Source organism: Bradyrhizobium sp. LB8.2 (assembly GCF_040548035.1).
Classification (GTDB): Bacteria; Pseudomonadota; Alphaproteobacteria; order Rhizobiales; family Xanthobacteraceae; genus Bradyrhizobium.
The window spans coordinates 1-9,996 of the sequence record NZ_JBEPQV010000067.1 but is presented as its reverse complement, the minus strand read 5'-3'; the positions used below and the strand labels follow the sequence as shown (position 1 = coordinate 9,996).

Genomic DNA, 9,996 nt, shown 5'->3' with positions numbered 1-9,996 from the left:
CAGCCGTTGTGGCGAGCACCGGCTCGCCCGTGTCCGCGACCGGCGCCGCACTCGCCGAAGCATCGCCAGCCACACTGCCCGTGTCGGCCGGATGCGACAGATCGCTCGGCGCATCGGTCGGAGCCGCAGCTGTTGTAATGAGCACCGGCTCGCTCGTGTCCGCGACCGGCGCCGCACTGACCAAAGCATCGCCAGCCACATCCGGGGGCTGTGGTACATCACCAGGCGTACCGTTCTCCGTAACCAGTGCCGACTCCGCGATCTCAAGAGCAGGCGCCGAACTATTAAGGGTGTGAACACCGGTGCTGTCCGATGCAGCTGTTTGCGACAACGCGGTCGACTGACTCTCTGAACCCGTCGTCGGGCCAACCACCTCGTTGCTCAGCGTGCCCATGTTGTCGGCCAATGTCGTGAGCGTCGGCTGTGCCGCCTCGACAGGCGCAATCGTTTCAGCCACGTCGCTGGGCAGGGTGCTGACGGTGTCGGTCGCCGTCGCGAACGCCGGCGGCACCGCCGCCTCGACCGGCGCAATGGTGCCGGCCGCGTCGTTGCTCAGCGTGCCCACGTTGTCGGCCAATGTCGTGAACGTCGGCTGTGCCGCCTCGACCGGCGCAATCGTTTCAGCCGCGTCGCTGGGCAGGGTGCTGACGGTGTCGGTCGCCGACGCGAGCACCGGTGGCACCGCGGCCTCGATCGGCGCAATCGTTTCAGCCGCGTCGCTGGGCAGCGTGCTGACGGTGTCGGCCAATGTCGTGAGCGTCGGCTGTGCCGCCTCGACCGGCGCAATGGTGCCGGCCGCGTCGTTGGGCAGGGTGCTGACGGTGTCGGTCGCCGACGCGAGCACCGGCGGCACCGCCGCCTCGACCGGCGCAATCGTTTCAGCCGCGTCGTTGCTCAGCGTGCCCACGTTGTCGGCCAATGTCGTGAACGTCGGCTGTGCCGCCTCGACCGGCGCAATCGTTTCAGCCACGTCGTTGGGCAGGGTGCTGACGTTGTCGGTCGCCGTCGCCACCGCGGCCTCGACCGGCGCAAGGGTGCCGGCCGCGTCGTTGGGCAGGGTGCTGACGGTGTCGGTCGCCGTCGCGAGCACCGGCGGCACCGCGGCCTCGACCGGCGCAATGGTGCCGGCCGCGTCGTTGGGCAGGGTGCTGACGGTGTCGGTCGCCGTCGCGAACGCCGGCGGCACCGCCGCCTCGACCGGCGCAATCGTTTCAGCCGCGTCGCTGGGCAGGGTGCTGACGGTGTCGGTCGCCGTCGCGAGCGCCGGCGGCACCGCGGCCTCGACCGGCGCAATGGTGCCGGCCGCGTCGTTGGGCAGGGTGCTGACGGTATCGGTCGCCGTCGCGAACGCCGGCGGCACCGCCGCCTCGACCGGCGCAATCACTACCACCACGTCATTGCTCAGATCGCCGACCATTCCAAGCAGAGGAAGGGAGGTGACGATCGACGGGGTAAACGAGTCGCAAGGTACATTAGACCAAATGGATTCGAGCGTTGACCCACCGGGCAATTGAGTGCTTCCGAGGTCGGAATCCGCTGTCAGCGAGTTGACGCAATTGACGCTACTAACGTGGGCCGAGGTGTGAGCATGGTGCTTGCAAAAATCGGCATCTTCGCCACCTCCGCCCCCATCCCCCCAGCTCGCAGCGGCGACTGCTTCGCCACGAGCTGTGCTCGGTCTGGGCGCGTCTTCATGCGGCTCCGCCAGGAGCCCGGTCGGATCGAGCTGAGCCGCATGCGTCTCCAACGAGGTGGCCCGCCCTTCGGGCCTTTCATTCTCCGCGCCCGGTTTCGCGGGATCGCTCGCAGGGAGCTCCTCGTTCGTCGCTTGCGGCCCCGCACCTGCCCGAGCGGCTGTCGCGTCTTCTTGCTCGGCCAGCGCGGATTTGAACGGGGCGGCAAGAAACTCTTCGCAGGCAATCAGCGGGGCAATGAAGAATGACCAGGTCAAGAAACTGAAAGAGCCGGATCGCTTGTCAGCACGCTGCACTCCGGCTTCGAAAATCTTCCGCCCTTGGTCGAACAGTTCGCGCTTTTCTACCTGGTGCATGACCGCCGCCCTTCTCGTTCAAAAACCACTCTCGCCCGGCAGCTTTCACTGCCAAGCGAGTCTCTTCGGCATGTCAGGCGTCCGTGTCGTGCGACGTATCCGTCGCCGTGTCGAAATGCCCTACGTCGAAGTAATCCGTTGGGCCCATCAAACCGATGGCGTATTCGAGCGCATCGTCGGAAGACATCGAAGCGAGCGCACCGTGTATGTCACCCGAATGATCGGGACCGTGCGAGCTGAAATCACCCGGGAAATCACCATGGGAGAAGTCGCACTTGGCCAGCACTTCACCAGGACTGCGATCGGTCTCGCCCCTGCCGCCGTCGTCGTAGTCTTTGGGCTGGTATTCGCCGTCCTTGGCGTCCTTCCAACCACCATCGTGCTCTGGGTAGTCACCCTTGCCGTCTTTCGGGTACGCGGCAATGCCGCTAACTTTGGAATGATTGTCCTTGCCGTCGTCGGTTCTCAAGAAGTCGTCGTTACCGCTGTGATCGTCATTCCACTTTGACAGCTTGCCGTGACCGCAGTCGTCGGGCTTGGTTGACGTAGATTCGTCGGATGGGACGCGGGTTCCCGCAAGCTTTAACAGCCCGGTAATGCTTGCAACGCTGCTCAGGAAAGACATTGTTTCGCTCCTCGCTCAGGCGACGAACAAGGCACGTGCATCATGCGCGCGCCCTGCCTGGGCACCACGCCGTCACTCCTACTGTCGCCGAAGCACGCCTTTGGATGCAGCGGCAAAAAATAAGTTTACGCCTCATTCGAGCTGCCGGCGCATCGCCACGAGCTCTCGCCGGATCCACGCCTTGACGGTTCCTACGGGAACCCGGAGGTATTCGGCAATTTCCTCGTGCGTGCGCCCGTCAACGATTGCCAGAAGCAGGCTCGCGCGGCGCTGTGGCTCGAGTTGATCGAGTATGGTTCGCAGCGTCATACTGTCTGGGATACAGGACGCAGGGTTCGGAACGGGCCGCTCCCGCGCGCAGATGGCATTCAATGCGTCGTCCTCGAGCGCGAGTTCGCGCCTGGCGCTCCGCCGCATCTTGAGCGCCGTGTTGCGGACAATCGCGTAGATCCAGCCCCGGGCAGATCCGCGTGCAGGATCGAAGTTTTTCGCATATCGGAGAATCTGCGCGAATGCGTCGTGGATGACGTCCTCGGAGCGGGATCTGTCGTGCACGATACGGTGCGCCATCGCGCGCAACTGCTCCCTTTCCCGGGCGTAAATCTTGCCGACGGCCGATCGCGATCCGGAGGCGCACTCAAGCAGAGCTGTTTCGTAATTAAGAGCCGTCTCGCAATAGCTATCATGCCGCGCTGCGCCGGGGCGAATCTTTGCCTTCGTTAAATCGACGCATTGATGGGGCATGGTCGAGTCACCCCGGTCCTATCTTCACGCGCAGTGCCACTGCCTGCTAATTTAAACACCCTGCATTTAAATGTATTTAAATGATCTCTTTTAAAAAAATACGAAATCGGCTGTCGGCGAACTCAAGTCAGCAGCAGCGCCTTCGTTCCCGAAGTTTTCAAACTTTTTTGCCAATCGCCAAGCCGCGACGGTGGCGGACCATAACGCGTCGTGCTCGCTTGCCAGGTCGAGGCGCTGAGCAGCGACGCAACTCCTCGGGCCGCCTTCGAAGATGGGAGGCTTCAACACGGGCGCAAAGTCGCATCTATAACTTCGGGGCATGCATCGGATCCGATTTCCCTGATATGCCGTGTAACGCCATCAAGGGTCATTCGGAGCACGTTCAAAAAAGCTAAATTCCAACCCTTCACTTTCCTGCCTCTATCCAACCCGCCTGCAATGCGATCAGCTGGAAGCTTTGTCGTGCCAACAGGCGCGGCGACTGGCGCCATCGAAACAAACTAAAGCGCACCTTGGATCGAGCTCCGCCCCATGGGGTCCCAGCGCGCTTTCCATCTCCGCCGCACCGAACTGATCAGAGTCCAACTCAACTATGACGAAACCGCACTGGCTCCTCACTGTAAGACACCTTGCATACGACGTTGCACAATCACGATGCAAACAAGCGTCAAACACGTGCCGCACAGAAAATTTATGCGACAGTGCATCCAGATTGGTCTCTTGCAACTAGTGATGACGTGGCAACCGTTACATCACCGTTCTGCCACTACATCGAAAGGAGACCAAGATGCTAGAGATGACCACTTTTACTCACCCGATCGAACTGTCTGATGAAGAGCTCGACCTCGTGGCCGCAGGCAACGGCGGCTGTGGCTGCCATGATGGCGGATCACTGATCAGAACTGGCGACATCAATGTTCTCAGCGGAAACCAACTTCAGGTAGGCGTGCTGTCCAACCAATCCCAAACCTTCGTGGGATAAGGGCATGATGCACCGGCGAACCGCTTCTCCATAAGGGGGAGCGGTTCATCGGTATACATCCGCGTCTTGCTGTGGCGGAAAGATACTCCGCGCAGCGCTTAAATATGAAGCAGCGCTTAAATATGAATAAGAGCACAGCAAGGTGCGTCCATGGCGAGTCAGCCAGCTCTATTTCGCAAGGAAGCTATCGACTTTTTGCGCCAGCGCCACAGCTGGGGTGAGGTCGTACTGCTGCAGCCGCTATCAAGCACGCTCCTTAGCTGGAGCCTGGCTGCGCTCGTTGGAGTCATCTTGTGTTTTCTATCCATCGCGCAATACGCGCGCAAGGAGACCGTGTCCGGGTATCTCACGCCGACCTCCGGCACAGCTAAGATTTTCGCACCACAACACGGTTTCATCAAGGCGATACAAGTGAAGGAAGGGCAAGAGGTTGCGGAGGGTGACCCGCTCCTGACCGTAGTCACTTCCCAAATCACCGCCAATGGCGATGACGTCAATTCCACCGTACTTGCAGTGTTGGCGCAGCAACGCAATGTGGTGGAGCGACAGATCGATGCGGAAGATAGCCGAACCGCCTCGGAACAGGATCGCCTCGCTGCCACGATCAAGGGGATCGAAGGAGAAATTGTTCAACTCGAGGACCAGCGAAGCATCCAAAACGAGCGACTGAAGCTTTCCGAGAGTTTTGTATCGACGGGTGCAAAGCTAACCGCAAGCGGTGCATTGCCAACGATTGAGCTGAAACGCCGCGAGCAGGCTGCACTTGAGCAAAAGCAGAGCGTGGTGTCACTCGATCAGCAGATCACCGCGCGACGCACCCAATTGACAGATGCTCGGCATACACTCGAGCAACTTCCAACTGTCGCCGCAGAGAGGATTCGAGTACTGCGTAATGATCTCTCCTCGATCGAACAGCGCGTGGCCGAGGTGAACGGGCGGCAGGCTTACGTTATCAAGGCGCCAACGGGTGGGCGCGTGTCCACGCTGCAGGCGACTGTTGGCCAGATCGCTGATCCAAGGCATATGCAGCTCGAAATAATTCCCCTTGATGCGCACCTGCAGGCGGAGCTGTTCTTTCCGACACGCGCGTTTGGTTTTGTGCGCCCCGGCCAGCAGGTTAGGATACTTTACGATGCATTTCCTTATCAGAAATTCGGCACCTACCGCGGCAGCGTGACAAAAGTCTCTCACACAATCCTGACCGGCAACGAAACGACCGGGCCGATCACCCTCAAGGAACCGGCTTACCGTGTGACTGCGGTTCTCGAACGGCCCGACATCGACGCCCATGGCCGTAAGATGCCGCTTCAGCCGGACATGCTGCTTAGGGCCGACGTTATTCTTGAGCAGCGGTCCCTCATGAGGTGGCTGCTTGACCCGGTGCTAAGCGCAAGGATGTAGCGCATGCAGGGACTATTGAATTTCAGCGGACGCAGATTCCTCCCGCTCATCAGGCAGACGGAGGCGACGGAATGCGGGCTCGCATGCCTCGCAATGGTCGCGTTCTATCATGGTCATCGAACTGACTTGAACACACTGCGTCGCCGGCATCCAGTGTCCCTAAAAGGTGTCACTCTCCGCGACCTTATGGAGATAGCAGCTCACCTGGGGCTGGCATGTCGACCGCTGCGAATCGAGATCGGCCACCTCTGCCAATTGCGCCTACCGGCTATTCTGCACTGGGACATGGCTCATTTCGTTGTACTGAAAGCGTATAGGAAGAAAGGGATCGTGGTGCACGATCCGGCAGCCGGCGAAAAATGGTTTCCTCTCACTGAAGCATCTAGACATCTCACCGGGGTCGCGCTCGAACTCTCGCCCACTGAAGAGTTCTGCCGCACAGACGAGCGAGTACGATTGCCGTTCTCGATATTCTGGAGCGGAATGAACGGCAACACTCATGCCCTCGCCCAAATATTGGTTCTGTCAGTAGTCATCGAAATTCTTCTCCTAGCCGCCCCTTTCTATATGCAGCTCACCGTTGACGAGGTCATCGCGAGAGGGGACGTCGATCTCCTGGTCGTACTCGGGCTAGGGTTCGCTCTCCTTCTCCTGATACAGGTCGGGTCGACCGCTACCCGCTCGTTCACTATACTTGTTCTGCAAAACACGTTGAGCTTTCAAATCGGCGCCCGGCTGTTCCATCATCTGGTGCGTTTGCCACTCTCATTCTTCGAAAAGCGGCACATCGGCGACATCCTTTCTCGCTTCAACTCGATCGAGCCCATTCGCAACGTGCTCGCGGAGGGACTGATCACGGGGTTGATCGACGGTCTCATGTCAGTGTTAATGCTGGCGCTAATGTTCACCTACAGCGTCCAACTCGGACTTGTCGTACTGCTGGCGTTCGCGTTGTACGCCGCCTTGCGGCTCGCTCTTTTCGGGCTGTTCCGGCAACGGAGCGAAGCGGCCATTCACAGCAAGGCAGACGAGAACTCCGCTTTCATCGAAACCGTGCGAGCGGTGCAAAGCGTAAAGTTACTCAACCGAGAGAACGAACGGGAGAGCCAGTGGCTGAACCGCTATGCTGCGTATATAAATGCCAACGTGCGGCTTGGTCGTGCAAGGGTCAGCTTCAAAGCGATGAACGACACGATATTCGGGTTGGAGAACGTAATCACGATCTACCTCGCCGCTCGCCTCGCACTAGACAACCTCATCACGGTTGGCATGATATTCGCGTTCGTCAGCTACAAGCTGCAGTTCGCTGGACGGACAGCGCTGCTGATCGAGAAGCTGGTGGATGTCCGCATTCTCGGGCTGCACCTCGAGCGTCTCGCCGACATTGCGCTCACCCCGATCGAGAAGGGGCACGACCGGGACCTGTCATATGTCCGACAGATGCGCGGCGCGATCGAACTGCGCAACGTGTGCTTTCGGTATGCAGAAAGAGAGCCTCTGATTCTTAATAACGTCAACCTATGCGTTCCTCCGGGACAATTCGTGACGATCATGGGACCCTCAGGTTGCGGCAAGTCAACCCTTGTCAAAATTATGCTTGGGCTGCTTGAGCCAACGAGCGGAGAGGTCCTGATCGACGGCCTTCCGCTGGGCCAGATCGGACCGCGCGCTTATCGCGAGCAAATTGGCGCGGTGATGCAGGAGGATCAATTGCTGTCGGGATCGATTGCCGACAATATCTGCTTTTTTGACACAACATTCGACCTGCAAGGGATGATCGAGTGCGCGCGGATTGCCGGCATCCACGACGACATCATGGCAATGCCGATGAGCTACAACAGCCTCATCGGTGACATGGGAAGCTCGTTGTCTAGCGGGCAGAAACAGCGAGTACTGCTTGCTCGCGCGCTCTATCGCCGACCAAAGATCCTGTTTCTGGACGAGGGCACGGCCCATCTCGACACCGAGAAGGAAAAAGAAATCAATGCGAATCTCCGGCACCTAAATATGACGCGCGTGAGCGTAGCGCACCGACCCGAAATTACCCAGGGAGCCGATATCATCTTCCATCTTGCCGCGGCGGCCGGGCCGTTTCAGGTCGGAATGACGAGCCTCAGACCAGAAGCGGGGCCTGCGCGAGATGTCGCGGTCACCGAGTTTTCCGAAGGTGCGAAATCGGTCGAGACCGCGCACGGACACGATGACTGCCTCGTTGACGCCACGGGCGATTGCTCGAAGCGCAATAATGGCTGGAAGGACGCCGAGGACGACGACTGCCATCCACACAAGGACTACTGCCAGCCGCGGAAAGAGTGCAACCCCAAGCCGTCTGACGACTGCGGCAAAGGCGACAACCCGGGTGAAGCGCTGGCCAAGATCGACTTCTCACGACGCTGATTTCGGCTCGCGATATGCACTGCGCACTCGCTTCGATGTCGTCCGACGACGCTCGGAGGTGCCATCGGCCGGCCAAACGCGAGACTGATTAATACCGTGATGGCCAGATTCTGGAGGGCAATCGAGATAATGGCCGTTGCCACAGAAGATGGGGCTTGCGCGCACCAAGTTGGGCTCCACTCCCACCAACCTCGGTCTCGCCATTAAAGATCACCATACAGACCGCTTCTGGAGTTGGGCTGCGAAAGGCGTCCCCGCCGCACCTTCAGTATGCGGTTGCGAATGGCCAAATTTGCGCGACGGTGCATCCGGATTGTCAGCTTCCGACTAGAAATAACATGGCAACCGCTACGACTCACGAATGTATAGTTGTTGACGCCCAGGAAGAGCACGCGAAGGTTCAGAGGTAGCCATCGAATAGCGGACATCCGGGATCAGCAGTCGGACCAGAGGCCAAACCTTCGGCAGAGATTGGTCGGATCGGTCAGTTAACGGATTAGTAACGGCTTCTTGCCAGCCTATAACTATTGCAGATCGTCGCAGCAGCGACTTCAGAATCATATCGTCTCTCTCAGTTCATACCTGCTCGGTTGGCAGTCTCATCAAGGGACAAGTCCGCTATGTGCAAGGGAATTCTGATTTCGCTTATTGCGCTATTCTTTTTGCTGATTTGCGATCAGTTCTGGTCAAACGGCCGCTATACGGATCTTGCCATCGTCATGGCGAAGCACATCAGTCGCTCTTTCGGTGTCTGATGCAGCTAGTTTCCACGAGCTCGAAATGACTGACGCAGTTACTCTTGACGCATTGAACAAGAGAGAATGCCCGGATTGCTGGTCCAGAAGAATGTCATCTGGATTGCGGGTTGACATTGCGGAGCACTTTGAGTGCCTCGCCTGTGAGGCACGGTTTTACGTTGCTCCGCGACCTCCACATGCCAAGGTCTTCATCCGACAATAGGCCTGCGCGAGGATCAAAACGCGCTTGCTATGGATCAACAGCGCCTGCCGTCATTGCCGACAGCCTACTTGCAGCCGCGGCAGATCGTAAAGCTTGCGTTTTAATGCCTCATCTTCTTGTTCGACCAGGTGCTGCGCCACGATGCTATCCGCCCTCGAATTGGGCTTGGAACCTCTTGCTACGCGGGGCTTCATGGTTCGCGCCGCATAACCCGACATGTCAATATCGTCGAACCGTGCCGACGCTAAAGCCATCGTAGTCCACGGCTGGGCTGAGGACCGACGAAGGCGCACCGATCACTGGTGTAGACCAAGCCTTGTCGGACGCTCCCGGCGGGAGAGCGTCCGTCCGCGATAACGGCCCGCCATTGGTCTTTGCCGAAGGCCTCAAATTTTTGGCGAGCGCTCGTGGCGGCGACACTTTAGCCCGCCGCCGTTGTCGGCCAAGCGTTCTTAGGGGTGGCCGGAGGCGCCGGCTCCTATTCAGTAGAGGGCGGAGCAAGCGAAAGCGGCGGAGCGACTAAGGTCCGGCCTCTGGGCGCTGCCCTGCAACCAAACGCCAGCAGACACGATGCCAAGACCAAGAGCGTCACGCTTTTCATCCGCGTCCTTCAAACGGCTTTGTTTGACCCGTTGACGCATGACCCTCCGAGCCAAGCTAATGACTATCTAGGGTCTGTTGGGATTCATCTGGAGTTTATCGCGGCCGCGGCCAGATAGATCATTGAAGTGAAGCTCTGGTCGGTCTTGTCGGCGCGCATTGCGATGCGCTTGAATTCCTTGAGCTTGCCGAAGAAGTTCTCGATGAGATGCCGCCATTTGTACATCTCCTTGTCGA

Annotated in this window: 5 protein-coding genes and 2 pseudogenes; 3 read left to right on the top strand and 4 right to left on the bottom strand. The window is 59.1% G+C overall.

All coding sequences use genetic code 11. The features are described 5' to 3' along the window. From ABIB06_RS38600 to ABIB06_RS38590, 3 genes and pseudogenes are all read right to left on the bottom strand, one after another. Positions 1 to 2,050 (bottom strand): annotated as a pseudogene (locus tag ABIB06_RS38600) (hypothetical protein); the annotation flags it as partial. A 73-nt stretch (positions 2,051 to 2,123) separates the two neighbouring features. After that, positions 2,124 to 2,675: a hypothetical protein gene (locus ABIB06_RS38595; protein WP_247447008.1), complete on the bottom strand. Its 552-nt coding sequence runs from the start codon at positions 2,673 to 2,675 to the stop codon at positions 2,124 to 2,126. Between the two features lie 132 nt (positions 2,676 to 2,807). Beyond that, positions 2,808 to 3,419 (bottom strand): sigma-70 family RNA polymerase sigma factor, encoded by a 612-nt coding sequence (locus tag ABIB06_RS38590; protein WP_354068638.1) that lies wholly within the window; start codon positions 3,417 to 3,419, stop codon positions 2,808 to 2,810. Between the two features lie 796 nt (positions 3,420 to 4,215). Here ABIB06_RS38590 and ABIB06_RS38585 point away from each other — a divergent pair. The 3 genes from ABIB06_RS38585 (at position 4,216) to ABIB06_RS38575 (ending at position 8,199) form a co-directional block, all read left to right on the top strand. Beyond that, complete coding sequence (locus ABIB06_RS38585; RefSeq protein ID WP_354045588.1) at positions 4,216 to 4,401, top strand: hypothetical protein; 186 nt, start codon at positions 4,216 to 4,218, stop codon at positions 4,399 to 4,401. Positions 4,402 to 4,551: 150 nt separating this feature from the next. Continuing rightward, the gene (locus ABIB06_RS38580; protein WP_247447011.1) at positions 4,552 to 5,802 is read left to right on the top strand and encodes a beta-barrel domain-containing protein; all 1,251 of its coding nucleotides are present in this window, start codon (positions 4,552 to 4,554) and stop codon (positions 5,800 to 5,802) included. A gap of 3 nt (positions 5,803 to 5,805) precedes the next feature. Then, positions 5,806 to 8,199: a peptidase domain-containing ABC transporter gene (locus ABIB06_RS38575; protein WP_354045590.1), complete on the top strand. Its 2,394-nt coding sequence runs from the start codon at positions 5,806 to 5,808 to the stop codon at positions 8,197 to 8,199. Between the two features lie 1,645 nt (positions 8,200 to 9,844). Here ABIB06_RS38575 and ABIB06_RS38570 read toward each other — a convergent pair. Continuing rightward, positions 9,845 to 9,996: pseudogene (locus tag ABIB06_RS38570) on the bottom strand (transposase); the annotation flags it as partial.

Coding starts and splice junctions, on each gene's coding strand:
- ABIB06_RS38595 (WP_247447008.1), bottom strand. CDS start 2,675: ATGTCTTTCCTGAGCAGCGTTGCAAGCATTACCGGGCTGTTAAAGCTT.
- ABIB06_RS38590 (WP_354068638.1), bottom strand. CDS start 3,419: ATGCCCCATCAATGCGTCGATTTAACGAAGGCAAAGATTCGCCCCGGC.
- ABIB06_RS38585 (WP_354045588.1), top strand. CDS start 4,216: ATGACCACTTTTACTCACCCGATCGAACTGTCTGATGAAGAGCTCGAC.
- ABIB06_RS38580 (WP_247447011.1), top strand. CDS start 4,552: ATGGCGAGTCAGCCAGCTCTATTTCGCAAGGAAGCTATCGACTTTTTG.
- ABIB06_RS38575 (WP_354045590.1), top strand. CDS start 5,806: ATGCAGGGACTATTGAATTTCAGCGGACGCAGATTCCTCCCGCTCATC.